The organism is Micromonospora sp. WMMD1082 (assembly GCF_029626175.1).
Lineage (GTDB): Bacteria > Actinomycetota > Actinomycetes > Mycobacteriales > Micromonosporaceae > Micromonospora.
The window spans coordinates 430,195-455,030 of sequence record NZ_JARUBM010000002.1 but is presented as its reverse complement, the minus strand read 5'-3'; the positions used below and the strand labels follow the sequence as shown (position 1 = coordinate 455,030).

General features: G+C 71.7%; 29 protein-coding genes and 1 pseudogene. 8 read left to right on the top strand and 22 right to left on the bottom strand.

The features are described from left to right. Window positions 1–32: 32 nt before the first annotated feature. Window positions 33–1,781: a terminase gene (locus tag O7615_RS02210; protein WP_278175476.1), complete on the bottom strand. Its 1,749-nt coding sequence runs from the start codon at window positions 1,779–1,781 to the stop codon at window positions 33–35. After that, entirely contained in the window at window positions 1,778–2,230 is a 453-nt protein-coding gene (locus O7615_RS02205; RefSeq protein ID WP_278175475.1) for a hypothetical protein, read from the bottom strand. The genes O7615_RS02210 and O7615_RS02205 overlap by 4 nt, the downstream gene beginning before the upstream one ends. Before the next feature lie 137 nt (window positions 2,231–2,367). On the opposite strand from O7615_RS02205, the gene O7615_RS02200 reads away from it, so the two are divergent. Continuing rightward, entirely contained in the window at window positions 2,368–2,919 is a 552-nt protein-coding gene (locus O7615_RS02200) for a DUF4352 domain-containing protein (RefSeq protein WP_278175474.1), read from the top strand. Window positions 2,920–3,093: 174 nt separating this feature from the next. Here O7615_RS02200 and O7615_RS02195 read toward each other — a convergent pair whose 3' ends face one another. The 9 genes from O7615_RS02195 to O7615_RS02155 form a co-directional block, all read right to left on the bottom strand. Continuing rightward, window positions 3,094–3,288, bottom strand: coding sequence for a hypothetical protein (locus tag O7615_RS02195; RefSeq protein ID WP_278175473.1), 195 nt, complete (start codon window positions 3,286–3,288; stop codon window positions 3,094–3,096). 857 nt (window positions 3,289–4,145) lie between these two features. After that, window positions 4,146–4,643, bottom strand: coding sequence for a hypothetical protein (locus O7615_RS02190; protein WP_278175472.1), 498 nt, complete (start codon window positions 4,641–4,643; stop codon window positions 4,146–4,148). A 23-nt stretch (window positions 4,644–4,666) separates the two neighbouring features. Continuing rightward, window positions 4,667–5,083 carry a hypothetical protein gene (locus O7615_RS02185; protein ID WP_278175471.1) on the bottom strand — a complete coding sequence of 139 codons (417 nt, stop codon included), beginning with the start codon at window positions 5,081–5,083 and terminating at the stop codon, window positions 4,667–4,669. A 112-nt stretch (window positions 5,084–5,195) separates the two neighbouring features. After that, on the bottom strand, window positions 5,196–5,633 hold the full coding sequence (locus O7615_RS02180) for a hypothetical protein (protein WP_278175470.1): 438 nt from the start codon (window positions 5,631–5,633) through the stop codon (window positions 5,196–5,198). Further along, window positions 5,594–5,908 (bottom strand): hypothetical protein, encoded by a 315-nt coding sequence (locus tag O7615_RS02175; RefSeq protein WP_278175469.1) that lies wholly within the window; start codon window positions 5,906–5,908, stop codon window positions 5,594–5,596. Before O7615_RS02175 ends, O7615_RS02180 begins: the two co-directional genes overlap by 40 nt. Continuing rightward, a complete protein-coding gene (locus tag O7615_RS02170; protein WP_278175467.1) occupies window positions 5,908–6,777 on the bottom strand; it encodes a hypothetical protein in 870 nt (289 codons plus the stop codon). Before O7615_RS02170 ends, O7615_RS02175 begins: the two co-directional genes overlap by 1 nt. A gap of 125 nt (window positions 6,778–6,902) precedes the next feature. After that, entirely contained in the window at window positions 6,903–7,994 is a 1,092-nt protein-coding gene (locus O7615_RS02165) for a hypothetical protein (RefSeq protein ID WP_278175466.1), read from the bottom strand. A 67-nt stretch (window positions 7,995–8,061) separates the two neighbouring features. Next, entirely contained in the window at window positions 8,062–8,517 is a 456-nt protein-coding gene (locus O7615_RS02160) for an HNH endonuclease signature motif containing protein (RefSeq protein WP_278175465.1), read from the bottom strand. 342 nt (window positions 8,518–8,859) lie between these two features. Beyond that, the gene (locus O7615_RS02155; protein WP_278175464.1) at window positions 8,860–9,267 is read right to left on the bottom strand and encodes a hypothetical protein; all 408 of its coding nucleotides are present in this window, start codon (window positions 9,265–9,267) and stop codon (window positions 8,860–8,862) included. 277 nt (window positions 9,268–9,544) lie between these two features. On the opposite strand from O7615_RS02155, the gene O7615_RS02150 reads away from it, so the two are divergent. After that, window positions 9,545–10,315: a DUF5753 domain-containing protein gene (locus O7615_RS02150; protein WP_278175462.1), complete on the top strand. Its 771-nt coding sequence runs from the start codon at window positions 9,545–9,547 to the stop codon at window positions 10,313–10,315. Continuing rightward, entirely contained in the window at window positions 10,312–10,497 is a 186-nt protein-coding gene (locus O7615_RS02145) for a DUF397 domain-containing protein (protein ID WP_278175461.1), read from the top strand. Before O7615_RS02150 ends, O7615_RS02145 begins: the two co-directional genes overlap by 4 nt. 26 nt (window positions 10,498–10,523) lie before the next feature. On the opposite strand, the gene O7615_RS02140 is transcribed toward O7615_RS02145, so the two are convergent. From O7615_RS02140 to O7615_RS02130, 3 genes are all read right to left on the bottom strand, one after another. Continuing rightward, the gene (locus O7615_RS02140) at window positions 10,524–11,126 is read right to left on the bottom strand and encodes a hypothetical protein (RefSeq protein WP_278175459.1); all 603 of its coding nucleotides are present in this window, start codon (window positions 11,124–11,126) and stop codon (window positions 10,524–10,526) included. Between the two features lie 244 nt (window positions 11,127–11,370). Further along, window positions 11,371–12,897, bottom strand: a complete 1,527-nt coding sequence (locus O7615_RS02135; RefSeq protein ID WP_278175458.1) for a recombinase family protein — start codon at window positions 12,895–12,897, stop codon at window positions 11,371–11,373. Between the two features lie 58 nt (window positions 12,898–12,955). Then, entirely contained in the window at window positions 12,956–13,660 is a 705-nt protein-coding gene (locus O7615_RS02130) for a glycoside hydrolase family 16 protein (RefSeq protein WP_278175456.1), read from the bottom strand. A gap of 159 nt (window positions 13,661–13,819) precedes the next feature. Between O7615_RS02130 and O7615_RS02125 the strand changes: the two genes are divergently transcribed. Further along, complete coding sequence (locus O7615_RS02125) at window positions 13,820–14,548, top strand: Clp protease N-terminal domain-containing protein (RefSeq protein WP_278175455.1); 729 nt, start codon at window positions 13,820–13,822, stop codon at window positions 14,546–14,548. A gap of 27 nt (window positions 14,549–14,575) precedes the next feature. On the opposite strand, the pseudogene O7615_RS02120 reads toward O7615_RS02125, so the two are convergent. The 4 genes and pseudogenes from O7615_RS02120 to O7615_RS02105 form a co-directional block, all read right to left on the bottom strand. Further along, window positions 14,576–14,896: pseudogene (locus O7615_RS02120) on the bottom strand (hypothetical protein); the annotation flags it as partial. A gap of 96 nt (window positions 14,897–14,992) precedes the next feature. Beyond that, the gene (locus O7615_RS02115) at window positions 14,993–15,412 is read right to left on the bottom strand and encodes a PIN domain nuclease (RefSeq protein ID WP_278175454.1); all 420 of its coding nucleotides are present in this window, start codon (window positions 15,410–15,412) and stop codon (window positions 14,993–14,995) included. Next, window positions 15,412–15,666, bottom strand: a complete 255-nt coding sequence (locus tag O7615_RS02110; protein WP_278175453.1) for a type II toxin-antitoxin system VapB family antitoxin — start codon at window positions 15,664–15,666, stop codon at window positions 15,412–15,414. The genes O7615_RS02115 and O7615_RS02110 overlap by 1 nt, the downstream gene beginning before the upstream one ends. Window positions 15,667–15,729: 63 nt before the next feature. Next, window positions 15,730–15,915 carry a hypothetical protein gene (locus tag O7615_RS02105; RefSeq protein ID WP_278181952.1) on the bottom strand — a complete coding sequence of 62 codons (186 nt, stop codon included), beginning with the start codon at window positions 15,913–15,915 and terminating at the stop codon, window positions 15,730–15,732. A 176-nt stretch (window positions 15,916–16,091) separates the two neighbouring features. Here O7615_RS02105 and O7615_RS02100 point away from each other — a divergent pair, with 176 nt between their 5' ends. Beyond that, a complete protein-coding gene (locus O7615_RS02100) occupies window positions 16,092–16,751 on the top strand; it encodes a GNAT family N-acetyltransferase (protein WP_278175452.1) in 660 nt (219 codons plus the stop codon). A 214-nt stretch (window positions 16,752–16,965) separates the two neighbouring features. Here the strand turns inward: O7615_RS02100 and O7615_RS02095 are convergent, their stop codons facing one another. Continuing rightward, window positions 16,966–18,426: a glycoside hydrolase family 3 N-terminal domain-containing protein gene (locus O7615_RS02095; protein ID WP_278175451.1), complete on the bottom strand. Its 1,461-nt coding sequence runs from the start codon at window positions 18,424–18,426 to the stop codon at window positions 16,966–16,968. A gap of 165 nt (window positions 18,427–18,591) precedes the next feature. Between O7615_RS02095 and O7615_RS02090 the strand changes: the two genes are divergently transcribed. Continuing rightward, entirely contained in the window at window positions 18,592–19,764 is a 1,173-nt protein-coding gene (locus tag O7615_RS02090) for an ROK family transcriptional regulator (protein WP_278175450.1), read from the top strand. Window positions 19,765–19,817: 53 nt separating this feature from the next. On the opposite strand, the gene O7615_RS02085 is transcribed toward O7615_RS02090, so the two are convergent. Both O7615_RS02085 and O7615_RS02080 read right to left on the bottom strand, forming a co-directional pair. Next, a complete protein-coding gene (locus O7615_RS02085) occupies window positions 19,818–20,831 on the bottom strand; it encodes an ABC transporter permease subunit (protein ID WP_278175449.1) in 1,014 nt (337 codons plus the stop codon). After that, complete coding sequence (locus tag O7615_RS02080) at window positions 20,828–21,841, bottom strand: ATP-binding cassette domain-containing protein (RefSeq protein WP_278175448.1); 1,014 nt, start codon at window positions 21,839–21,841, stop codon at window positions 20,828–20,830. The genes O7615_RS02085 and O7615_RS02080 overlap by 4 nt, the downstream gene beginning before the upstream one ends. Before the next feature lie 134 nt (window positions 21,842–21,975). Here O7615_RS02080 and O7615_RS02075 point away from each other — a divergent pair, with 134 nt between their 5' ends. Both O7615_RS02075 and O7615_RS02070 read left to right on the top strand, forming a co-directional pair. Continuing rightward, window positions 21,976–22,818: an ABC transporter ATP-binding protein gene (locus O7615_RS02075; RefSeq protein ID WP_278175447.1), complete on the top strand. Its 843-nt coding sequence runs from the start codon at window positions 21,976–21,978 to the stop codon at window positions 22,816–22,818. Window positions 22,819–22,882: 64 nt separating this feature from the next. Beyond that, window positions 22,883–23,782 (top strand): ribokinase, encoded by a 900-nt coding sequence (locus O7615_RS02070; RefSeq protein ID WP_278175446.1) that lies wholly within the window; start codon window positions 22,883–22,885, stop codon window positions 23,780–23,782. Window positions 23,783–23,787: 5 nt separating this feature from the next. Here O7615_RS02070 and O7615_RS02065 read toward each other — a convergent pair whose 3' ends face one another. Next, window positions 23,788–24,768: a helix-turn-helix domain-containing protein gene (locus O7615_RS02065; RefSeq protein WP_278175444.1), complete on the bottom strand. Its 981-nt coding sequence runs from the start codon at window positions 24,766–24,768 to the stop codon at window positions 23,788–23,790. Window positions 24,769–24,836: the final 68 nt, after the last annotated feature.

Below are 24,836 nucleotides of genomic sequence, written 5' to 3'. Positions count from 1 at the left end.
GCGGCCTCCCTTCGAGGCGTGTAAACGGGGGGTCAGAAGCCGTAGAGGCGCCCGGTCGGCTTGCGCCGCTTCGCGAGCGCGCCGTCAGCGATCACGCGCTGGCGGGCCATCACGGCGAGGAGGAGAGCGGCGAGCGCGTCGACCTTCTTCAGCGACTCCCGGGTTTCCTTCCCGAAGCCGACGCCGTACTGATTCGGCCTGCGACGGGCGTTCAGGACGTGGCGCCGGAGCCGCTGGTCGCCGTCGTGAGGGACCTCGCTGTCGACGAAGGCCCGGTGAAGGGCCTCGATCGCACGGACGGTCTCGGCGCGGTGGCCGCGCATGTCCCAGGCGACCGTGTGTCGGGTGGTCGCCTTGACTAGCAGGCGTTCCCCGTACAGCTCGCGCCAGCGGTCGACGTCGGTCTCCCAGTAGGCGACGTCCGAGAAGAACGCGATCACGTCGAGGGTCGCGAAGGCGTGATCGACCACGCCGCGGACGTCGTCCTGATTGACCTCCCAGCCGACGCCCGTCGGACCCTCGGGCTTCTCCCAGAGGCCCAACAGGAACGCCGCGCCGTCGGACATGCGGACCGCGACCAGCGCGGTCGCGTCGTCCGTGCGCGAGCCGTCGAAGCCCAGGCAGACCGTGTCGGCCGTGCGCCACTTGCCGGGCTCGGCGACCTTCAGCGGGGCGAGGTCGTCGCGTTCGTTCGCGTCGTACTCGTGCGGGGCGATCCACGAATCAGCGGCGGCCACGATTTGGTTTAGGTAGAAGCGCCGGGCCTCCTCCGGCGGCGTCGCCGGGTCGTACACCTCTTCGGCGATGCGTTCGAGGTCGACCCATAGCGAGTCGCCGTAGGCCATCGCGAGCCCGTCCATGAGGGCGTCGCGATCGGCGAGGTCGATGTGACCGGGTGCCTCGCGGCTGTCGTACAGGATGCCGGTCGCGCGGGTGCGCTTCTCCTTCATCGCGAGGTACGCGAGATAGCTGATCTCGGCGACGCTGTCCTGCCCAGGCGCGTGGGCGTTGGTCGTCTCGATCGCGCGGGCCATGCCGTCGCGGGACTTCGCCAGGTTGCGCCGGATCACCCGGGCGAGGGCGTAACCACCGTTCGACTCCGTCCAGTGGTGCGTCTCGTCCATGATCGCGAAGGACGGCCTAGCACCTTCCTGGGTGCTACTGGACGCGGTAACCGGCATGATCTTTCCGCCGGAAGGCGTGAAGATCCGAGTCTTGCCGATGTCCAGGCCCTCAGCCTCGACGAGCGGCGACTGCTCGACCATGGCGCGGATCGCGGCCATGGTGTTCTCGGTCTGCGTCTCGCTGACGCCCGCGATTACGACCCAGGGCGCCGGGTGCGGCTTGCCGACGGGCTCGAAGTCCCGGCGGGGGTCTTCGTTGCGGCCGGTGGGCTCCCAGTGGGAGAACCGGACCGGCCCGCACAGCTCGGCCAGCGCCAGCGCGCCGAGGAACGGGGACTTACCCCAGCCCTTCGCACGGCGCAGCACGGCGCGGCGGTAGGTAAAGCGCCCGCGGTCGTCGACCGCGTAGAACCAGAGGACGAAGTTGAGCTGTTCGCGCGTCAGCCGGTAGGGCTCGCCCGCCTCGTCGCCGTCGGGCTGAAGTAGCCACTCCTCGACCCAGTCGATGACACCCCAACCGAGCGTCTTCACGCTGCCGTCGAGCGGAAACGCCTCGATCGTGGTTAGGGCGTGCTGGGCGATTGCCTTACGCGCTTCGAGCGCGGCGAGGCGCTTCAGCTCTTCAAGGTCGGCGTTCCGGGCGTCCTCGGCGGTCACGCGAGCCGGTCGCGCAGCCCCGCGCGACGCTCGGTCAGGGAGGTCACCCCGGCGGGAAGGTCGCCCTCGGCGGCCTCAGCGTCGGACTCGATCCGCATCCGGGCGCGCATCCGGTCGACGACCGTGGCGCCTAGGCGCTCTTCGTTCATTCGGATCTCGGAGAGCGCGGCGGCCGAGGGACGGCGCCAGTAGGCATCGACGATCGGCGCGAGGGTCGCCAGGCGCCGCCAGTCGGTCCGCTCGAAGATGGCGGCCTGCGGGGAGCGGCGCCAGTCGTCGAACCAGGCGACGGTCTCGGCGCGAAACTCGCGGCCGGCGGTCAGCTCGGCCAGCTCGGGGCCGCGGAGTGTGCCGTCGTCCGCCGGAAGGACGGTCTCGCCGTGCGTGGGGGCGTTGCGCCGACGGCGCTGACCCTCGGGCTTCGGAGCGTGCATGGTGCCGCGGGCCACGGGCGGACCTCCTTTCAGGGCGTGTAAACGGGGGTCCGTACGGGGTCGGAAAGCCGACCTAACGGCCCGTCGCGGTGCGGGGACGGGCCGTGCAACGATGCACGTCGACCTTCGTCCACTTAAGGGAGACTTAAGGAATGCGTAACAAGCGGTGGTCCGCACTGGCCTTCGTCGTCGCCGGTCTGGTGGCGCTGGGCTGCGGCGGGGGAGGCAGCGACACGGGCACGGTCAGCGAGGGCAACGCGAAGCCCGACAGCGCGACGAGCAGCGAGGCGACGACGAAGAAGGTCGCCACGATGGGCAAGGACTCCGTGACGCTCGACGGGGGCGTGGTCGTGACCGTCAGCAAGCCGGCGAAGTTCACACCGTCGGGATCGGCGGCCGGGCACCAGCGCGGAAACACGGCGCTGCTGTTCTCGATCACGGTCGAGAACCAGGGCGACGAGCCACTAGACCTGAGCCTTGCGATCGTGACTGCGGCGTTTGGCGCGGAGGGCACGCAGGCTGAAGCGGTCTTCGACAGCTCGAAGAACATCAACAGCCTGTTTGAGTCGACGGTGGCGCCCGGGAAGAAGCGCACCGCGAAGTACGTCTTCAGCGCGCCGACGAAGGACACGAGCGAGATCGCGATGACCGTGCAGCCCGCGCCCTTCGAGGACTCGACGGCCCTGTTCGAGGGCTCGCTGTAGGTGCCGCTCGACGCCCGCTGTTCGGCTGCGTGCCGGCGGCGGGCGTTGTGCTGTGCGGGCGCCTCTCCCACCTCGGCGGGAACGCACCTCCGGCCCTGGTCGGCCGTTTCTCCCGCTGCGCCGGGGCGGTTCCGGCCGTGCGGTTTCCCGGTGGTCGAAGCGAGGCGCCCGAGGTCAGTCAGTGACGCGGACGGCGTAGCAGTAGCGGCCGAAGGTGCCGACGGCTACGCCGCGGGCGGTCCGGAAGGGGTAGCGACGGTCCTCGAAGACTGGCGAGACGTACAGCGGTAGCCAGCGCCACCAGCCGTGAAGGCGAGAATGGCCGAAGATCATCGTTTCCAGCTCCCGGCGCAGCTCAGTAGCGCGCATCGATAGGTGCGGATGGTTACTTAGCGCGAATGCTGACCCTCAGTCACGACCTCTACGCCCGTACAGAGCCCGAGGCGCTATGCCGCTTCGGTAGAGGGGAGGAGAGGGGAGGGGGCCTCCCCCCAGGGGTGACAGAGCGTCACAGCTCCCCAGGGTGACGCTCGGCTTCGCGCGCTTGCTTCGGTCGCGGTTGTCGTGCTTGTGCTGCTTCAGCAGCGGTCTTCACGCCGTGGCAATACACACACAGCGCTTGAAGATTGTCCTCGTCGTGGTTGTCGCCACGCTCGATGTGGTCGACCTGCGATGCAGGTGCACCACACAGCGCGCCTGTGCTGAAGCGCTGCCTACAGCGGTAGCCGTCACGCCGTAGCACCCTCACACGACGGAGGGCCCAGTCATGCGGAAGGCGGGCCCTTCGGTCTGACCCCTCCCAGGTCAAGGTCCACCCCCAGGTAAAAGAAGACGCCCCCAGGTCGCTCGACCCCCCGCGCTTGCGAGCAGCACCCCGCGGTAGGCGGGGGCTCGCGCGCGTGGGGAGGGCGCCTCCGGGGGCGTTGGTCTGTGTGTTGGTGGGGGCCGTTATCGGCGTGCTACCGGCTGTCCCAAGACCCTGATGCGGCCGACGTCATGCCGGCATGGCCGAGGGTCGCCCGTGCGCGTCCGCACCCTGCGTCCAGCGCAGGCAGCGTCAATACCCGAAGGCAGAGGACCGAGGGGGCACCTAGTCAAAGGCGCATACGCCCCGCTCCCGAGCCTGTCCCGAGGGGCTCACAGGTCGTCGGAAGAGCGGGGCCGTAGCGGGTTCGAGGGCGGACGCTGTCCTTCCCTCTACAGTGCCTATGCGCCAAGGTCCGGTGTCACGGATCTTCGGCCGGCGAGCCGGGCGGCGTTGCATTCGCGGCACGTCCGCTGAAGGCCGTCACCTGCGGCGGTGTCCTCAGCGAAGGCCAGCGCGGGAAGCTCCCGGGCACAGCGAGAGCAGCGCTTGAACGGCTGCGCGCCGCGAGCTGCCCGCCGGGCGAGCTGGCGCCGGACGCGCGCCGCGAGGTCGTCCGGGTCGAGGGCGTGTGCGGCGGCAACCTCGCGGGCCAGCTCGCCGAGCGGATCGGGCACGTCGTCTCCTGGATACAGCGAAGGCCCGCCCAGCGCGGGTGCCGGACGGGCCTTCGGTGGGGGTGGGTCAGTCGGACTTGCGGGACGGTCCGCCGCGCATCAACGAGGATGGCCGAGCCGTAGCCGATTGTCGGCAGGCCGGCCAGCCACTCACCCCGGATGATCCCGACGGTCAGCATGAACAACCAGCCTTGCAGTGCGACGGCTCCGAGCGCCAGCACGGCGAGGCCGAGGAACTTCATGAACGACTCCACAGGGGTGCCTTTCAACTCGGGGTGGGAAGGTCGTCGAGGCCGAACATCAGCCGGCCCGCCCCGCCGTCCGCCTCGTCGGCGGCGTCGAGCAGGCCAGCAGCGAAGCGCCGGGCGTCGTCCGGCGTCAGGATCACTAGCCCGCCGCCGTTCGGCCCGTGCACGCTGAGCCGGACCGCCGGGCCGTGTGCGGTCGACATCCCGCCCTGCACCGTGGCCTTGTCCGCCGGGGTGTCCGCGCAGGAGACTGTGCGCTTCGGTCCGAGCGGGCCGGGCTCCGGGTCGTCGGCGGGTGCCGGGGTGTCGTAATCCAGTAGGAACGTGGCGACTTCGAGCGCCCGGCTGGCGTGCTCGCTCGGGTCGCCGAAGGGGCCAAACCTCGCGACGTACTCGCGGCCCTTCGTCAGTGCCTCTTCAGGGGTCAGGCTCACAACGCGCTCCAAACTGCCGTGACGAGCCCGCCCAGGGCGAGCAGGGGAAGGACGCGCAGCACGGCCGCAGGGCCGGCACAGCCGTTGTTGCCCCATTCGTTGTCGCGTCGGGTCACTCGGACTTCCCTTCGAGCTTGTCGGCGAAGGCCGCGAAGGCCCGGCCCGCGAAGGTGATCAGCCCGACCTCCTCGGCCACCTCCCGCGCCGCCTGGGCGACGTTCGGGGCGGCAGGCCGCGGAGCGTCATCGAGCGGCACGAGGTACCGGCCGAGGACGAACCGCGTGATATCGCCGGGGTCGCCGACCGTCCGCCCGTCCAGCGGCATCACGAGGTAGTCGCCGTCGTCGTCGGCGTCCTCCACCACCCGGACGCGGGTCGTACCCTCCTCGGGCAAGTCCGACCGGTCCGCGCTAAAGCGAGCGGTCGGCAGCAACCGGTACTCCCGCCCAACCTCGATCGTCGGCGAGGGCGCGTCCTCGGTCGGCTTCGGCCCGTCGCCGAGGACGGCGGTCAGAACAGCCCCCCAGTCAGAAAGTGCAAGGTCAGCCACGCCATGAAGGCGAGCAGCACGAACCGCCGAAGCCGCGTCCACCCGGTCACCGGGCGGAACGGGTCGGCCGGGTGGCGCTTCGTGCCGAACCACATCCACACGTGCTCGCTCAACGTGTCGCCGTCGCGCGAGTTGAACAGCGCCGCCAGCTCGACGACACCGAAGTACAGGAACCAGACCAGCCACGCGGCGGCCCAGTTGCCCAGCCCGAAGGCCAGGCCCCCGACGGCGCCGAGGAGGGCACCGCCGAGGACGAAGGGGAAGAGGCGCTTCACTACGCGTCCCCGATCAGGAACTCAGCCACGGCGAGGAGGGCTTCCAGGTCGACGCTCGCGCCGTCGTCGCCGAGGATCGCCATGGCCTCACGGACCGCGGCGACGCGCGCCGGGTCGAGCTGGCCGGCGGTCGTCGTGCCGAAGAAGGCGTGTGCCTCGTCGTGGACCGTGAACGTCGGCGCCACGCCCAGCCGTTCGCGCAGGGCCTCGACCGCCTCGTCGGTCGCCAGCGAGCCGAGCGGCGCGAGGTCGTCCGCGTGGACATACCAATCCGTCACTCCGTCGGCGTGCTGGCACAGCCAGCCACGAGGATTGCCCTGGTGGCTGCCGTAGTTGTCGCCCCGCCCAACCAGGGTCACCACGTCGCCAGCCTTGAAGCCGTGACCCCAGCTCGCCGTGTCGCCCGTCACGCGCGCCCGGTCGCCGGGAGCGAGCGGGGGCGTGCCCTGCGTCAGCTCGTCGAGCGGGGCGAGGTACTTCGGCTGGACGATGTAGGCCCGCTCGGAGCGCGCGCCGTCCAGGCCCTCAACCTCCCAGTCACCGTCGCTGCCCCAGCGGCGCTTCACGCGCACGCGGGTCACGCCGTCCTCGACGGCAGTGGACGCGTGGGTGCCTGACTGCAATGTGTACCGCGCGCCGGGCAGTAGCCGGTACTCCTCGCCGACCTCGACCACCTCGGCCGGGGCGTCGCTGTCGCGGCGGGTACCGTACGGCTTCAGGGCGTCGCGCAGGCGGTCGACGTCGGCGGGGGCGAGAATCACTCCCACATGCGCGGCGGTGCTGTTCCGGACGATCAGGTCGTCCTCGCCGCCGGTTTCGACGGTCATTCGGTCGGCGCAGGGGTCGACGTGCTCGAAAATCTGCGTCACAGGCCCTCCCAGGCTCGTGTCTCGTTCGGACACAGCGCCTATGTGCCAGGTGGGGCCCGGGTGTTCACGGCCCGGAGACACGAAAAAGCCCGCCCCCGAGGTGGGGACGGGCTCTCTCGATGGTGTTACGGGCGGCGCAGCACGTCGGTACGAAGGGCCCAGTCCTCGGCGGGGCGCGCGATCGACGTGGCGCGCACCACGTCGGTACCGCCGCTGACCGAGGGGGCGACCCTGCTGATCCGGACCCGCTCGCCCGTGCGGAAGCGGTCGGCGTACTTCCCGCCCTCCGTCACGATCGCCTCGTCGCCGACGGCCCAGGGCCGACCGGCCTCGACCACGCGGCGCAGCCGGCGGGCGAAGACGCTGGGGCCGTCCTGCTCGCCGTCCAGCCACGCGCCCCGGATCAGCGGCCCGTCCTCCGGGTCGTACGGGGCCTCGGCCTCGGTCACGCGGATGCGGTCGCCGGGCTTGTGAAGCATGTAGTGCTCGGTCAGCTCGCCGACGTCGCCGACCTGCCAGGGCCGTTCGGTGCCGGTGCTCGTCTCCGGCTCCGGCTCGGCCGGCATCGACAGGGCGACGTCGCCGGGACGGACCGAGACCGCCGTCAGCGCGCCGTCGCGCATGGCCTTGACGACGTATCCACGCAGGGCGTCGAACACCCGTGCCGACTCGACGATCACGGCCGGCGTGCCCTTCGGCAGCCTGGCCGGCGTGCCCGACCAGCCCTGCGCGTCGTCGGTCACGATCACGACCGGCGTACCGTCGGCGTGCTCTCCGGCGGGCTCCGGCGTCCCGTCGGCCGGGAGGACCGCGTCGGCGTGGGCAACGAACCGCGGGAGCATGTAGACGAGGCAGCCCTGAAGGGTGCCGTTGAGGAGCTTCACCCGGATATCGCCGTCGCGGTCGACGCCCTCGACCACCTCACCCCGCGTCGCGCCGCCGGTCGAGACTGTGTCGCCTTCGTAGTCCTCGGCGTCCGGCAGGATGCGAACCTCGTCGCCCTCCTTCGGCGTCCAGCTCGGCAGGGCGTACCGCTCGACCAGCCACGCGCCCAGCTCGCGGGCGGCGGCGGGGGAGAAGTGCGAGTAGAACGGGCTGGGATACCCCGCGCGGGTGCCCAGGTACAGCCCGCCCGCAACGCGCACCGACGCTGCAACGTGGAGGGTCGCGGGGGTGCCGCTCGGGTTGCTTGCCTCGATCGTGATGGGTTCGGTCACGCTGGCCTCCTCGGGCCTCGTGTCGTGTTCGGACACGGGGCCTATGCGCCAGCGGCGGTCCGGGTGTTCAGTCGAACTCGACAACCCTCACGGGCCATTCAGCGACCAGCGCGAGCAGGTCGGCGGGAATGAAGTCTTCGACGGGGCGGGCGTTCTTCGACAGGTTGCAATCAGCGCACGCGGGGACGAGGTTTTGCGGGTGGTCGGGACCGCCCTCGGACGACGCCCAGACGTGGTCGACGTGCTCAAACGGGGCGCCGCAGTAGACACAGGCGTGAAGGTCTTCGTCGGACCAGCGGGGAGCAGCGATGCGGAGAAGCCTGGAGCTGTCACAGACGCGGCAGACCCCATGAAGTCCGTCGGGCCTGCTCCGGTCGGACGTGAACGCGCTCAGGGCGACCAGTTGGCAGCACCTACGGCAGCGCTTCAGCCCGTCAGGTCGCAGCCGCGACTGAGAGGCCGAGATTTGCTCGTCAGTCCGCGCGGTGTAGCGAGCAAAGACCGCACGCTGACCTGCCAGCACCCTGTCTCGATCCGCTCGGCGGCGAGATAGAACTTTGTCGCGGTTCGCGGCGTAGTACGCGGCAGCTCGCGCCTTCTGCGCGTCACGGCTGAGGGTGTAGCGAGCACGCGAGCACCTAAGGCATTCCGTAGCGTGCCCGTCCCGCTTGCGTGCGTGGCGCACCATCTCACTCAGCCGCGCCTCGCCGCAGTACCGGCACTCTCGCCCCGGTCGCACGCGCCAGCGGACCGCGATCTCTCGTGTCATGTGCAGCATATGCGCCAGCGGTGCCACAGGTGTTCACGCAAAGACCCGCCCCGGGCGCGGCAACGGGGGATAGCCGCAGCGACCGGGGCGGGCGTCTTACTTCGAGGGGTCGGCCGGAATCCAGTCTGTGAACCGGACGTGCAGGTCCGCCGGAGGGGTGCCCGAGTCCAGCTCGGCGAGCTGGTCGGCGGCCTCTTGGCGGAGCTTCACCAGGTAGACCATGAGCCCCGGCATGTTGCCCTTGTACGCCGCGAGCAGGCGCAGCTTCGCAGGCTGGCACGGCCACGGTGCGCCGCACCCCCGACAGCGCCACGTCGGGCGGGCCGGGGTGTGGATGTCGAGGTCGCCGCTCACCCGGTCACGCTCGCGGCGCCGGATCGCAGCCGGGAGGGACGCGCGGCGAAGTGGGCGGACCCGCGGGCCGCAGCCGGTCGCGAGGATCGCGGGGACGCTGCCCGGCGCGAGGGGCACGCGTTGGGGCAGGTCCGGCGGCTCACCGGGCATGGCAACGGTTGTGCCGGTCGGACCAGCGCGACGCCGGGACGGCGTTCGCGGGCTTCTGCTGGGACACGGCGGGCCCTCCTCCGTCGATGTTGGAAGGGGCCGCCCCGGTGCTCGCCGGAAGAGGGGGCGGCCCCTGGACGTTGCCGCCGGGGGCACCCCCTTGGCCTCCTGCCGGCAGCTCCGTCACACCAACCACCCTGCCAACCGTTGCCAGGCGCTCACACCCCGTAGCACAATGGAATATCAACGCCCCATGGACGTCCAGGAAGGACCAGGAATGAACCGTGCCATTGTCGCCGCCATGGCCGAGGCTGGCGAAACCGCTGAAAGTCTCGCGGCTCAGGTCGGGGTCGACCCGAAGACCGCCGCGCGGTGGGCAAGCCACGGGCGCATTCCGCGGCCAAAGACCCGGAAGCGGGTCGCTGCGGCACTCAGCCGCGAGGTGGCGGACCTCTGGCCGGACGTTCTCAAACGTCAGGAACCGACCTGGTTCCGGCGGTGGGCGGACATCGAGCGTGTAGCCGTGTCGCTGCGCGCCTTTCAGCTCGCCTGGATCCCGGGTCTACTGCAAACCGAGGAGTACGCACGGGCGACGCTCGCCGGAGAGAAGCTGACCGCCGAGGAGGCCGACCAGCTCGCCGAAGCGCGCGTACAGCGGCAAGCGGTGCTGGACCGGGACGACGCGCCGGTACTCGTCGTGGTGATGGACGAGATGGTCCTGCGCCGGGACGCGTACGGCGATCGCGTGCTCATGTACGAGCAGTGCGCGCACATCGAGATGTGTGCCCGGCGGCCCTCGATCTCCGTGCACGTCGTGCCGGCGAGCGTCGGCATGTACCCGGGCCTCGGCGGGCCGTTCACGCTGGCTGAGCTGGGAGACGGGAGCGTGCTCGGGAACGTCGACAGTCAGGCGCGGTCGCAGATTGTCGACCAGCCGACCGAGGTTGCTACGCTTAATCGACGGTGGGAGCGAATCCGCGGCGACGCCCTGTCGCGGAAGCAGTCCCTCGACCTCATCAGGGAAGCGACAGCATCATGGGAAGAATGACCGGTGCGCAGTGGCGCAAGAGCAGCAAGAGCGGCAACAACGGTGGCGACTGCGTCGAGGTCGCCGACAACCTCGCGGGCGTTGTCCTCGTCCGCGACACCAAGGACCGTGACGGCGGGACGCTGGCCTTTGAGCCCGCCGCGTGGCGTGGCTTCGTCGAGCTGGCGAAGCGCAGCGCCTGACCCGACCCGTACGCGGAAGCCCTCGGCTAGCTGGCCGGGGGCTTCTCGCTGTCCGGGCGCCGGAACGGGATCACGCGGGCGGCCTCGGCGGGGCGGGTGCGCGCGTCCGCGCGGCCCAGCTCGTACGCAGCCTCCCACTGCGCCGCGGACAACGGAGCAGGCGCCGGGGTGGGCTTCGGGCGGCGGGAGCGCCAGGCGAGCCAGCCCACCGGCAGCGCCAGCGCGGCGAAGCCGACGACATACACGCGGTCGTCATCGTCGTCGGCAGGCACGGGCGCCCAGGCAACGCCCCGCGCCGCCTCGGGCGGGACCGCCCCGGACGAACTAGGGCTTGCGGTGGGCGCTGGCTCGCGGACGGCGTCGGAGCGCGGTGCGGGGGCCAGCTCGGGGAGCTGGGCGGGGCCGGGGGTCGAGGGGGCCGGCTCGGTGGGCGGTGTTCGGGCCGGGCTCGGGGGCGTTGTCGGGGCGGGCTCGGGGGAGCGGGTCGGCGTCGCGCTCGGGCCGGTCCCGAGGAGGTCGTCAACGGTGGTGGTGACGCCCTCGACGACGCGCCCGAGCAACCCGGGGTCGTCGGACGGGGCGGGGCTCGGGGTCAGGGCGAGGGTCAGGGCCAGGGCGGCGGTGCGCATCTTCGAGACCTCCGGCGGGCGGGGTGAGTAGTCGAGGGCGGTCGGGTGAGTAACCCTAGCCGTACCCTGCGTGCCCTGTGAATATGCAGGTGAGTGTAGAAGTGACCCCAGTTGCTACACTCCTATATTTCTCTCTCTAGAAGAAGAAGAAGCTCTAGAAGAAGAAATAAGGGAGTGTAGCTACTGGGGTCACTCCGTCACTCCCGCGTCGCGCTCCGGCGCTCCCCGGCGGGTGTTTACACGCTCAGTCGTCCGGGTCGTGCTCACCCTCGGCGGGGATCACCAACAGGCGGCCCGGGTCAAACCCGTGTCTCCCGCGCTTTCCGGGGCCCAGCCGGAGCACAGCGTACGCGTCCGTCAGCATCTCACGCCGCCCCTCGATGTCCTGGTCGTGCCACTCCTCCGCTAGTGTCCGGCCGGTGAGCACTTTGACGATGGTCGGTTCGCGCGGTGCGGCGCTGAGCGTGTCCCGTTCAGCCTGTAGCCGTTGAAGCTCCGCAAACCCCTCGGGGGTTGCGCTCTGGGCGAGCCGGGCCACGCACAGGGCTAGCTCCTCCTCGATTTCGGCCAACCGGGCGTCGTCAGGCATCATAACCTTGTGCTCCACAAGGGGGGACCGGCCGAACTCGCGGAGGTACATCTCCTCTAGGTGCGCCTCGAATGGCAGGGCGGACACTGCTACGGGCTGCGAGCAGGTTCGGCCCTCCGCGCGCCGCTGGCACCGGTACGTGATCAGGTCTCCGCGCGGGCGCCGGGCGGGCTTGCCGGGAGGGGCCGGGCGTCCAGACCGCCAGGCAACCGTCAAGTAGTTCCCGCAGCCGTCGCACTCGATGATCTTTGACCCGAGTCGTGCGGGGTGCCGGCCCCTCGGAACGTACTCTTCGTCGGACGCGAGCACTTTCCGCAGGGCCAGGACCGTAGGGAGATCGAGTACGGCCGGGAACGGCGTTACGGGTCGGCCCTTCTCATCTCGCTGCACCACCCCATTAGACACCACCCGACCGAGGATGTGATCCCCGGTGAGTACCTGCTTCAGCGTGGCTCGGGACCACTCAGCAGCCCTGCGCGGCTTTGGACCGTTGCGGTTGAGCCACCGGACCGTGCGCCCGAGCTTGTGACCGATGAGGATGCGCCCTGCGCACTCTCGGACGAAGTCGGTCTCCTTCTGGCACAGCGCCAGCGTCTTTCCTTTGCCGTCGGGCGAAGGAACGATCTCGTACCCAAACGGGGGCGTGCCGCCGGGCCAGCGGCCAGCGAGCCGTAACCGCAGTGATCGGCCAGCGACGCGCTGCTTAGCGCGCTCGCGCTCCTCCCGGGCAGTCTCGGCCTTGATCAGGAACAGGATGCGGAAGGCGACGCCGTTGTTGGAATCGAGCCCTTTTGTGTCGATCAGACGAACAGGCGGGCGGATGATCCGGCCCGTAGCGGGGTCTTTCCCCTCCTGTACGTCGAGGATCATCGCGGCTACGTTCAGGCCCTCGCGGGTCATCCGGTCGACGTGGTGAGCAACCAGCACGTCGGCCCGTTGGTGCCGGGCGTCGTCAAGCCAGGCGATGAACTCGGGCCGGTCACGCACGCCACCGGTGATTCCGTCGTCGATGTGGAGGGCGGCCTCCGCGAAGTCCTCAGCGGCGCAGACCGCTCGGCACTCCGCGATCATGTTCTCAAGCGACGTGTTCGCCTCGTCCGCCGCGTTGGACAACCGCACATAGATGCTGGCGCGCAACCGGCGGCGGCCGAGGGGTGGGCCGGTAAGGGGGAGTTGCGACATGTGGTTAGCGTACATGCGCTAGCCGGTTAGCGCATGTACCGTTGGCCGGTTAGCGCAACTAGTTCAGATGTGAGTCTGAAGGTATGCCGGTGCCGTCGAGGTACCAGCGGATGATGTTCGGTTCCCAGTCGACCCGGTAGGTGTGGAACGCGTCGGCCAGCGGTTGCCCGATGGTGCGGCTGCCACCGATCCCGCCGCCGCCGGAGTAGCCCGGCCCGTGGACGGTGCCGTGCACGGTGTTGGGCTCCCGGCCGATGTTCTCCATGATGTCGATCTCGCCGGAGGCCGGCCAGCCGACGCTGCCGAAGTTGTTGCCGAGCATCCAGAAGGCGGGCCAGATGCCCTGACCTCGGGGAATCTTGATGCGCGCCTCGAACCGACCGTACGCCTGGCTGAAGGTGGCGGCGGTCAGCAGCCGTGCCGAGGTGTACTCGCACCGGCCGTAGTGGCACTGGTAGTTGGCCGGATTGTCCCGGCGGGCGGTGATGACCAGGTTGCCCTGCCCGTCGTGCACCGCGTTGCTGGTGCTGTTGGTGTAGTACTGCCGTTCGTTGTTGCCCCAGCCGTGGCCGCCGATGTCGAAGCGCCACTTGGACTGGTCGACCGGCGTACCGGAGGGCGCGTTGAACTCGTCCTGCCAGGTGAGGCCGCCGATCGCGGCGGTGGCGGGCGCGGAGTTCACGGGTAGGACGAGCACGCTGGCGACGACGGCCGCGGCGAGGCCGGCGGCGGCCCGCCGGAGCCTGCGGGAGAAGGCGTACACGATGACTCCTTGGGGTTGGTGGCGGCGGGGAGAGCGCTCTCTCTATCGCAGTCTGTCGATATGGACGGCTTTAGTCAAGGTTGTTAACAACGATCTTCACCTGAATATGACCGTCAACGCATGGTTGACGATCGCGTGTCGTCAACTTAGAGTTGACGCATGACGAACCCAGTTCAGATGAACAACCCCGTCCGCCTCGACGAGTTGATCGAGGCCATCAAGAAGGCCCACACCGACGCGCTCGACCAGCTCACCGATGCGGTCATGGTGGCCGACCACATCGGTGAGATCGCCGACCACCTGATCGGCCACTTCGTCGACCAGGCCCGACGATCCGGCGCCTCCTGGACCGAGATCGGCCGCAGCATGGGGGTGAGCAAGCAGGCCGCGCAGAAGCGTTTCGTGCCCCGGTCCGACGCCGCGCCACTGGATCTGCAGCAGGGGTTCAACCGCTTCACCCCGCGCGCCCGCAACGTCGTGATGGCCTCGCAGAACGAGGCCCGCAACGCCGGGAACGCCGAGATCGGTCCGGCGCACCTGGTGCTCGGCCTGCTGGCCGAGCCGGACGGGCTGGCCGTGAAGGCGCTCGCCGCCGGCGGTGTGTCGGCCGAGGCGCTCCGCGAGGCCGCGACCGCGGTGCTGCCGCCGGCGTCGGGTGAGATCCCCGAGCTGATCCCGTACGACGCGGCCGGCAAGAAGGCGCTGGAGCTGACCTTCCGCGAGGCGTTGCGCCTCGGGCACAACTACATCGGCACCGAGCACATCCTGCTGGCGCTGCTGGAGCAGGAGGACGGCGAGGGAGTGCTCACCGGTCTCGGCGTGGACAAGGCCGCCGTGGAGGCGAACTTCCTCGCGGCCCTCGGCGAGATCCAGGACTCGCGGAAGTAGTCCCCGTCAGGACGTGGTGGAAGGGCGTCGGCGGGCCTTCGGCGGGCGTATCCGTTCGGCGGTCCGCAGCAGCTGCGCCATCGGCACGTCGGTGGCCATGGCGTCGAACTCGCTCGCGGTCAGCACCACCCGGCGCGGCTCACCGTGGCCGTGCCGGTCGTGGATCTCGACCACCGCCACATCCAGGGCGGCATCGTCGATGCTCTCCACCTCGACCGGGGTCGCGTCCAGTTGCACGGGCCCGGCCACCAGATCAGGGTGCTCGAGAACGACGACGCGGGCGGCCTCGTCGTCGGTACCCAGCACCGTGCCGCTGAAGTCGGAGACGTGGATCGTCTTCTTGCCCATGGATGCGCCAGCTCCTGTCATGCCCGGTCGAAGGACCAGCAGACGTTACCCGACAGGTGTGCGAAAGCCCGCGCTGGCTCGCTGTCGCGCGCGGTGTCAGAGGCTTCCCTTCGGAGCGATCCACTCGGTCGGCTGGCCGGTGAGCGCCGCGATCCGGTCGTAGTCACTGTCGTAGTGCAGCACCGTCGCGCCGTGCACCTCCGCTGTCGCCGCGATGATCAGATCGGGCAACCGGAAGTTGCGGTGCTGGCTGTCCGCAGCCAGCATGCGGTGCACCGCGAGGGCTCGGTCCATCGCCTCCGATGTCACATCGATCCACCGGTGGCCGCGCAGCGCCCGCCACAGGATCTCGTAACCCTTCGGGTGTGGAGCGTTGTTGAGGAACTCCAGAGCGGCCATGTGGCAGGCCGCCAGGCGACCTTCCGCCAGCAGCGTCTCGAAGCGACGCCGGACCGCCGAATGCCTGCCCTGGAGCACGAACACCGAGGTGTCGGCGAGGTACACCGCCCCTGCCATCACGCGGCTTCAGCGTCGCGCGCGTCCTCGGCGAGTCGGCTGAGATTCCGACCTCCGCCGTAGCGCCATGCCTCATCGGAGCCGGTGAAGTCCATCTCCACCTGGTCGAAGGCCGCGATGATCTCCCGCGCCTGGCGGCGAACCGCGAAGGCGTGCAGGGCGGCATTGATGGTTGCCACCTTGGTGTCGGTGCCCAGCACCTCCCGCGCGGCATCGAGCCATTCGTCGTTGACGTCAACCGTGATGCGCGTCATGTGCTCGATGATACACCATCTTGCTGCTGTCATGCGCACCAAGATGTATGTGATCTTGGTGCGTCAGTGGGTGTTGAGGTGGTTCCGGGCGGAGGCGCCCGCCGGGAGCCGGTCCAGCTCGGACCAGGAGAGCGCGCCGACACGAGCGCGGCGACCGCGGTGCGGCGGCTGGGCCGGAAACTGCCCGGCCGTCAGGTGCGCGCCCCAGGTCCGCTCGCTGCCCTGCTGGTAACGGTCGTTCGGCTGCATCGGCATGACTTCCACCATTCCAGAGAAACTTGTCCATGTGTGGAAATGGGTATGACGGCTGATCAATGGACAGGGTTCCCCGTTTGAAGCGATCATCACCAGATCGGGCGCGCCGGATAGCGCCGCCCGTCGTACCGTGAGCCGTCGAGGCGGCAGCGACCGGCGGGAGGTGGGCGATGCTCGACCGTCGACTCCACCTGCACCTGGCGCGCTGGCTGGGGCAGTGGCCGGCCGGCCCCGGCCTGCATGTGGTCGGATCCGGGCGGCGAGCCCGCCCCGCCTGGGACGGCCGGCTGCGCCCCGCCGTCGCCGTCACCGCCGGCGCGAGCACCGTACTCTCCGTGGCGCCGGATCGGGTCGCGGCCGTACGCGAACTGGCGCGGCAACCGGGTCGCCTGCCAGCCGCGTTGCCGGCGGCGGTCGGCCACCCCGGCTGGGCGGTCCACGACGATGTGTTCCGGTGGAGCCTCCTGCCGGCGCCCCTGCCGGACGTCGGCGAGTGGGTGCCGTCCGTTAGCGCCGGGCTGCCCTCCTGGCTGCGCCTGTTCGACCGGTCGGTGCTCGTCGTCCGGGACGATCGGGGCCGCTACCTGGCCGGTGTGGGGATCAAGCGGCACGACCGGCACGGGCACGAGCTGGCGGTGGGCACGGTGCCCGCCGCGCGGGGGAGAGGGCTGGCCCGGCGGCTGGTGGCCCAGGCCGCCCGCCGGGTGCTCGACGACGGCGCCGTGCCCACCTACCTGCACGACCGGCGCAACGTGGCCTCGGCGCGGGTGGCGGAGGCGGCCGGCTTCCCGGACCGGGGCTGGCGGTCCTACGGCGTCTACCCCAGCTGAGAGACGACGGCACGGCGCGGACCGTGGATCCCGGGCCGGATCCACGGTCCGCAGCCTCCCCCCAGATCCGTGTGCGGCTCAGTGCCGATCACGCTACGTATCCAGGCGGCTCTCGGCAAGCCGCCGCCACCGTCTCAGTGCTGTCCAATAGTGGACTTGACCTGGCACGACGCGCCGCGCGTCGGCCGCTCCGGCCAGTGACGCAGGGTGCGAGTCAGGGTGCGGAGGCGGCCAGGCCCAGCGCCTCGGCGGCGGCGCGACCGTTGGCGTGGCTCGCGCCGTACGTGGTGACGAAGGCCCGGACGCCCGCGGGTCGCCAGGTGGCCGGCCAGCCCATCTCCACCACGGTCACCGGATGTGTGGCGGCCAGCGCGGTGGCCAGCTCCGGACCACCGGGCAGCCGGTGCAGGTGGCGGCCCACCAGCACGATCGGGCGGGCACCCGCGCGCTGGCGCAGGTCGGCCGGGTCCGCCTCGGCGGCCACCACCCGGATCTGCTCGGCGCCCAGCAGGTGCGGGCCGAGCCCCCACGGCACCCGCCCCTCGGCGATGGTGGACGTCGCGTGCAACTGCACCACCAGCGGGTGGTCCAGCCCGTCCAGCACACCCTCCACCCGGACCGCGCGGCGGGCCGCCGCGTACCCCAGGTCGGTGGGGGTGACCGTGGCACCGCCGGCAGCCCGGGTCCAGGCGGCGAGGTCCGCGGCGCGGCCGGCGGCCTGCTCGACGCGGGTCCGCTCCAGCCGGCCGTCGTCGAGCGCCGCCACGATCTCGGCGGCGACCCGTTCGACCAGGTCGGCGTCGACCTTGGCGCCGATGCAGAGCAGGTCGGCGCCGGCGGCCAGGGCGCGTACGGCACCGGGTGCGATGCCACCGGCGGCGAGGGCGGCACCCTGCATCTCCAGCGCGTCGGTGATCACCGCGCCGTCGAAGCCGTACTCCTCGCGCAGCAGGTCCACCAGCACGGCGCGGCTGAACGTGGCCGGTCCGTCGCCGGTCAGCGCGGGCACCCGGATGTGGGCGGTCATCACGGCTTTCGCCCCGGCGGCGACCACCGCGGCGAACGGCGGCAGGTCGCGCTGGCGCAGCACGTCCGGCGCGACGTCCACGGTGGGCAGTTCGTGGTGGGAGTCGGCCACCGTCGCGCCGTGGCCGGGGAAGTGCTTGGCGCAGGCCGCCACCCCGGCGGCCTGGAGGCCGGCGGTCGCGGCGGCGGCGTGCGCGGCGACCTCGACCGGGTCGGCGCCGAACGAGCGGGTGCCGATGACCGGATTGTCGTCGGCGGTGTTGACGTCGACGGTGGGCGCCAGGTTGACCGTGATGCCCAGGCTGGCCAGCTCGGCGCCGATGGCCTGGTAGACCCGGCGGGTGAGCGTCACGTCACCGATCGCGCCGAGCGCGGCGTTGCCCGGGTACGGGCTGCCGGTGGCGTGCGCCAGCCGGGTGACGTCGCCGCCCTCCTCGTCGATGGCGATCAGTACGTCGCTCCGGCCGGTGCGCAGCGCGGCCGTGCTGGCCGACACCTGCGCCGGTTCGTGGATGTTCGTGCCGAAGAGGGTGTGCCCGGCCAGCCCGTCGGCGACCAGGTCGACCGCCCAGTCGGGCGGGACCGGTCCCGGATAGGCGGCCAGCAGGGTGCCGAGCGCCAGCCGGCGCAGTCCTGGATCCAGCCCCACGTGTTCTCTCCTCTCGGTGCCCGCCGTGCGCGGATGTCGTACCGGGTCGGCGGAGAGCCGCGCTCCCACGTGGCCGATACGCTACGGCTACCCGTTCGCAGGTCGGTTTACAGTTACTTAAAAGCTAAAAGGTTAGCAAAGTTTACTATTAATTGGGGACATGGCATGAGTTCGACCCGGCTGCCCGGCACCCCGCGCCTGTTGCGGGCCCTCAACGACCGCGCGGCGTTGGAGCTGCTGCTGGAGCAGGGACCACTGACCCGGGCCCGGCTCGGCGAGCTGACCGGCCTGTCCAAGGTCACCGCCTCGCAGCTGGTGGAGCGGCTGGAGGAGCGCGGGCTGGTCACCCGCGTCGGCGAGCAGGCCGGCGGTCGCGGGCCGAACGCCCAGCTCTACGCGGTACGGCCGGGCAGTGCGCACGTGGTCGGCGTCGACGTGGGCCCGGAGCGGGTGGTGGCCGCCTGCGCCGACATCACCGGTGCGGTGATCGGCCGGGTCGAGCAGTCCACCCGGGACACCGACGACCCGGTCGGCGTGGTGCACAACGCGGTGGTCCGGGTGGCCGGCAGCGCCGGCGCGCAGCTGTCGAGCGTACGCCGGATCGTGCTCGGCACCCCCGGCCTGGTCGACCCGGGCACCGGGGACATCACCTTCGCGTTCAACCTGCCCCGCTGGCACCGTGGCCTGCTCGCCGCGCTCCGCGACGACCTGGACACCCCGGTCGTCTTCGAGAACGACGTCAACCTGGCCGCGGTGGCCGAGGCGCAGTCCGGCGCCGCCCAGGGGCTGTCGGACTTCGTGCTGGTCTGGGTCGGTGCCGGCGTCGGGCTGGCGATCGTGCTGGGCGGGCGGCTGCACCACGGCAGCAGCGGCGCCGCCGGCGAGATCGGCTACCTGCCGGTGCCCGGCGCGCCCATCCCGCGCGACGTCTCCCGCCGGGCCAAGCCGGCCTTCCAGCAGCTGGCCGGCGCGGACGCGATCCGCGCCCTGGCCCGCGACCACGGCTACCCGGACGCCGCCGCCGAGGCGGTGCGGGCCGCGACCGCCGCCGGCGCCGCGGGTGAACCGTTGCTCGACGAGGTGGCCCGCCGGCTCGCCCTCGGCGTGGCCAGCACCTGCGTGGTGCTGGACCCGCCGCTGGTGGTGCTCGCCGGCGAGGTGGGCCAGGCCGGCGGCGCGGCACTGGCCGAACGGGTGCAGCGGGAGGTGGCCGCGATCACGCTGGTGCGCCCCCGGGTGGTGCCGACCGGGCTGACCGAGGAGCCGATCCTGCACGGGGCGCTGCGCACGGCGCTGAACGCGGTCCGGGACGAGGTCTTCGGCTCCACGGTCGGCTGACCCGGGCCCGGCCCGCGCGCCGGCCCGTCGCACCGACCCCGCCATGTTCACGGTCAGATCAGGTCACGACGCCGGAACAGGGCGAAGGCCGCCGCGACGAGCCCCGCGGTGAGCAGCAACAGCACGGCCATCGCCGGTTGCCAGGTCACCGTGTATTGGCCGTCGCAGTAGCCATAGGTCAACGGCCGGCAGGCGCTGGCGTCCCAGTGCGTGACCTCCCCGGCCAGCCACGCGCCGACGTAGGTGGAGAGCATGAGCTGATCCGGCCGGGCCGCCTCGACGATCTGCAGCACGATCCGCCCACCCAGCTCCCACACCACCAGGTACGCGGCCACCGCGCCGAGCGCCGCCGAGGTGTGCCGGCCCATCGTCGCGATGGAGAAGCCGGCCGCCGCGGCGAGCAGCACCAGCGTCAGGCCACGGCCCCAGATCGCGCCCAGCTCCGCCCAGAACGCCGCGTCGGTCGGGCCCGGATAGCCGCCGACCTGTGCGATGACCCAGAAGGTGACGAGGTAGGCCAGTGAGGCGAGCACCGACAGCGCCAGCACCGCCCCGAGCAGGGTGCCGAGCTTGGTGCCGAGCACGGTCAGCCGGCGTGGTCGCCACAGCAGCAGGTTGACCACGCCGCCGGAGTTCAGATCGGCGCCGATGTAGGACGCACCGACCAGGAAACCGAAGAGCACCAGGTACGCCACGAGGAAGTAGAGCAGCGGCTCGGCCTGCCGGGTGAAGGTGAACACCCCGGTCAGGTAGTCGGCGGCCACCGGCAACCGGTCCCGCAGGGCCGGGTCCAGCTCGCTACAGTCCGGCGGCAGGTAGATGTGGTCGTCGTTGACCGGCGGCTCGCCCCGATCCCGGGCCAGGCACCGTTCGTGGACCAGCTCCAGGTCGCGCCGCTCGGAGAGGGCCTGCCGTTGCGCCTCGGCCAGTTCGGTGGCGCTGGGCTGGTGCGAGCCGGCGAGCGTGGTCGCCGCGGTCACCCCGAACGCCAGCAACAGCAGCACGACCATCAGCTGCACGAAGCGGCGCGCGCCCAACCGCTCCACCTCGGCACGGATCAGGTTCACGCGTCCACTCCCCGGATGTCGAGGTCGATCTCCCGGCCGGTGGCCGGCTCGTGGTGCGGTGCCGAACCGTCCACCTGCCGGGGAACCGTCGGGTGCCCCGGTGTGCCGGTCAGCTCCAGGAAGACGCTCTCCAGATCCGGCCGCAGCGGGGTCAGCTCGCGTACCCAGACACCCTGCTCGCCCAGCGTCCGGCTCACCGTGGTCGGATCCGGCAGGTCGCTGACCACCAGATGGTCGGCGTGCCCGGTGACCGAGAGCCCGGCGGCCAGCAGCAACTCCTCGGCCCGGGCCAGGTCGTCGGCGCGGACCAGGTGCTCGTGGCGGTCGAAGCCGGCGAGCACCTCGGCCACCGGCCCGGCCGCCACCCGCCGACCCCGCGAGATGATCGTGACGTGGTCGCAGATCAGCTGGATCTCGGCCAGGATGTGGCTGGAGACCAGCACCGTGACCCCGTTGAGGGCCAGCGCGCGCACCAGGTCGCGCATCTCCCGGATGCCCGCCGGGTCGAGCCCGTTCGCCGGCTCGTCGAGTATCAGCAGCTCGGGCCGCTTGAGCAGGGCCGAGGCCACCGCGAGGCGCTGCTTCATGCCCAGCGAGTAGCCCTTGACCCGCTCGTGACCCCGATCGGCCAGCCCGACCTGTTCCAGCACCTCGTCGACCCGGCCGACCGGTACGCCACCGGCCAGGGCGAGCAGCCGCAGCGTGCGGTACGCGGTGAAGTTGCCGTAGAACTGCGGACTCTCCACGATCGCCCCGACCCGGCCGGCGACCTGGGGCAGCTGCCCCGGCGCACGGGCGCCGAGCACCCGCATCCGCCCGTCGTCGGCGCGTACCAGCCCGAGCAGCGCGCGCAGGGTCGTCGTCTTGCCCGACCCGTTGGGCCCGAGGAAACCGTGCACCTGGCCGGCCTCGACCAGCAGGTCGAAGCCGTCGACGGCGACCCGTCGCCCCCGCCGCAGACTGTGGAAGGTCTTGCGCAGACCCTCGATCTCGATGACCCCACTGCTCATGCCGCCCTACCTTCCATCGCGAGCCCGGTGGTGGGCGGTCCTCCGGGTGGGGTGAGCAATGACACGGCGCCTCACCCTACGGCCGCGACGCCCGCCCGTGGGGGCGGCCCGGCGGTGCGTGGTTGGATGGGCTGGTGACTGGTGACCTGATCCCCGGCGCCGCCGGTGCCGCACCCGCCCCCTCGCCCGTGGACGCGGATCTGGTGGTCAGCCTCGACGGCGTCGCCGTACGCCGGTCCGGCACCGCCCTGCTGCACGACGTCGACTGGCGCGTGGAGCTGGACGAGCGCTGGGTGGTGCTGGGGCCCAACGGCGCCGGCAAGACCACCCTGCTCAACCTGGCCGCCGGGCGGCTGCACCCCACCACCGGCACCGCGCACGTGCTGGGCGAGCGGATCGGCCGCACCGACGTCACCGAGCTGCGTACCCGCATCGGACTCTCCACCGCGGCGCTCGCCGAGCGGCTGCCCGCCGAGGAACGGGTCGGCGACGTGGTGATGACCGCGGCCTGGTCGGTGGTCGGCCGGTGGCGCGAGGACTACGACCCGGCCGACGAGGCCCGGGCCCGGGCGCTGCTGGGCCAGCTGGGCGTCGGCGCGTTGGCCGACCGGGCGTACGGGACTCTCTCGGAGGGGGAGCGTAAGCGGGTGCAGATCGCCCGGGCGCTGATGACCGACCCGGAACTGCTGCTGCTCGACGAGCCGGCGGCCGGGCTGGACCTGGGCGGCCGGGAGGACCTGGTGGCCCGCCTCGCCGAGCTGGCGCAGGACCCGGACGCCCCGGCGCTGGTGCTGGTCACCCACCACGTGGAGGAGATCCCGCCCGGCTTCACCCACGCGCTGCTGCTCCGCGAGGGCGCGGTGACGGCGCAGGGGCTGCTGGCGGACACCCTCACCGCCGACAACCTCACCAAGACCTTCGGCCTGCCGCTGCTCGTCGAGCGCACCGGCGACCGCTACACCGCCCGCGCCGCCTGAGGTGTAAGGAAGGGCCCCTGAGCAGGGGCCTCCTGTCGACAGCCGCGACCGCAGGGAGGCAGCCGTGCCCCAGACCCGGGTGGTCGTGGTGGGCAGCGCGAACATGGATTTGGTGGCCACCGCCGAGGCGCTGCCCCGGCCGGGGGAGACCCTGCTCGGCACCGACTTCGTCACCGTGCCCGGCGGCAAGGGGGCCAACCAGGCCATCGCCGCCGCCCGGGCGGGTGCCGCCAGCGCCTTCCTCGGCGCGATCGGCTCGGACGCGTTCGGAGTGACCCTGCGGGCCCGGATCACCGCCGCCGGGGTCGACACCAGCCAGGTGCGGACCACCTACGGTTCCTCCGGGGTGGCCCTGGTCATGGTCAACGCCGAGGGCGAGAACGCGATCCTGGTGACACCGGGGGCGAACGCGTCACTGACCGAGCTGACCGAGACCGAGCTTGCCGCCGTACGCGAGGCCGACGTGCTGGTCGCGCAGCTGGAGATCCCGGTGGAGACGGTGACCGAGGCGGCGGTGGCCGCGCGGGCCGCCGGCACCCGCGTGGTGCTCAACGCGGCGCCGGCCGTCCCGCTCCCGCCGGAGCTGCTCGCCGCCGTGGACCTGCTGGTGGTCAACGAGAACGAGGCGCAGGCGTACACCGGCCGGGGTCGGGAGGGTCCGCACGCGCTGCTGGACCTGGCGCCCCGGGCGGTGCTGACCCTCGGGGCGGAGGGCGCCTGGTACGGCGACCGGGACGGCATCACCGCGCAGGTGCCCGCCGTGCCGGTGGACACGGTGGACTCGACGGCGGCCGGTGACGCGTTCACCGGGGCGCTCGCCGTGGCCTGGGGTGAGGGCCGGGACCTGGTCGACGCGGTGCGCTGGGCGGCGGCGGCCGGTGCCGCCTGCGTACGCCGGCTCGGCGCCAGCGTGTCGCTGCCGCACCGGCACGAGATCGACCAGCTGTACGCGCCGGCGGGCTGACCGGTTCAGGACCTCGCCGCGTCCGCGTCGGTACGGAACGCGCGGCGGTACGCCGACGGCGACGTCCGCATCGACCGGGCGAAGTGGTGCCGGTACGTCACCGGGGCGTCGAAGCCGACCGCCGTCGCGATCCGTGCGACCGGTGCGTCGGTGGTCTCCAGCAGCGGCAGGCTGGCCCGGACGCGCTGCTCGACCAGCCACCGGATCGGGCTGGTGCCGGTGGCCCGGGCGAAGTGCCGCAGATAGGTGCGGGGTGACATGTGCGCCTGCCGGGCGAGCCGGGCCACCGTGAGCGGCTCCGCCAGGTGGGCCAGCGCCCAGGCGATGCTGCCGGCGATCCGGTCGTCGTCCGGGCCCGCCGTCACCGGCGCCTCGATGAACTGCGCCTGGCCGCCGTCGCGGTGTGGCGGAATCACCAGCCGGCGGGCCACCGCGTTGGCGATCGCCGCGCCGTGGTCGCGCCGTACCACGTGCACGCACAGGTCGAGACCGGCGGCGCTGCCGGCGCTGGTGAGGATGTCCCCGTCGTCCAGGTACAGCACGTCGGGATCCACCCGCACCCGTGGGTACCGGCGGGCCAGCAGCTCCGCGTACCGCCAGTGGGTGGTGGCCCGTCGGCCGTCGAGCAGGCCCGCGCCGGCCAGCGCGAACGCGCCCGAGCAGATGGAGAGGACCCGGGCGCCGGCCCGGTGCGCCCGGCGCAGGGCGGCGACCAACTCCGGCGACGGCGTCCCGTGCACGTCGGGCACCCCGGGGACGACGACGGTCGCGGCGGAGGCCAGCGTCTCCAGGCCGTACGGGCTGTGCAGGCTGGCCCCGCCGATCACCGGGGTCGGGCCGGGCCGCTCGGCGCAGAGCCGCAGGTCGTACCAGGGCACGCCGAGTTCGGGCCGGGGCAGGCCGAAGACCTCGGTGACGATCCCGGTCTCGAAGACCGACATGCCGGGGTACGCGAGCACGGCCACGCTGCGGTCGACCGGAGCCATGGCCGGATATTAGCGGAGTACGTCGTGACCGCCACTCGCCCGGCCGGCCGTCGTCGGTCGAGGATCGG